The organism is Bowmanella dokdonensis (assembly GCF_017254865.1).
GTDB lineage: Bacteria > Pseudomonadota > Gammaproteobacteria > Enterobacterales > Alteromonadaceae > Bowmanella > Bowmanella dokdonensis.
In genome coordinates, this window is sequence record NZ_JAFKCV010000097.1 from 1 (window position 1) to 440 (window position 440).

1 protein-coding gene is annotated in these 440 nt (G+C 52.5%); it reads right to left on the reverse strand.

Features of this window, described 5'->3' with window-relative positions; translation table 11 throughout:
- A partial coding sequence (locus tag J0A66_RS21715; protein WP_206575938.1) for an AGE family epimerase/isomerase occupies window positions 1-440 on the reverse strand: 440 nt, incomplete at both ends.

A 440-nucleotide genomic window follows, 5' to 3' on the forward strand; every position in this document is an offset into this window, starting at 1 on the left:
GCTAAGACCTGTTGCTTCATAGGCCGCCAGCATGGCTTCACATAGATGCATATTGGCGTTCTGGCCACGATAGTCGCTAAGCTCGCCACTGGCGCTGATTTCATCGGCATACAAGCCGTATTCTGCTTGCCAGAAACGCGTTTCCAGCAGGTCGTAAACCATGAGTAGCTTGCTGTCGTCGCTAACCAATCCTGATTTGCGAGCCGCTGCATAGGCCAGCAATACAAAGGCGTAACCATAAGCCTGTTGTGTCATATCCAGAGGTTGGTGATTGTCCAGGGTCCAGGCATAGGTCTGGCTCTCTGCCTGAAAGTGCACCTTTTCCAGATAGTTGAGGCCGTGACGGGCAATGCCAAGGTAGTCCTGGCGGCCGAACAACATGCCGGCGGTTGCATAATTAACGATGATCCTGGTGCTGCTGACTAACTGCTTAAAGTGAG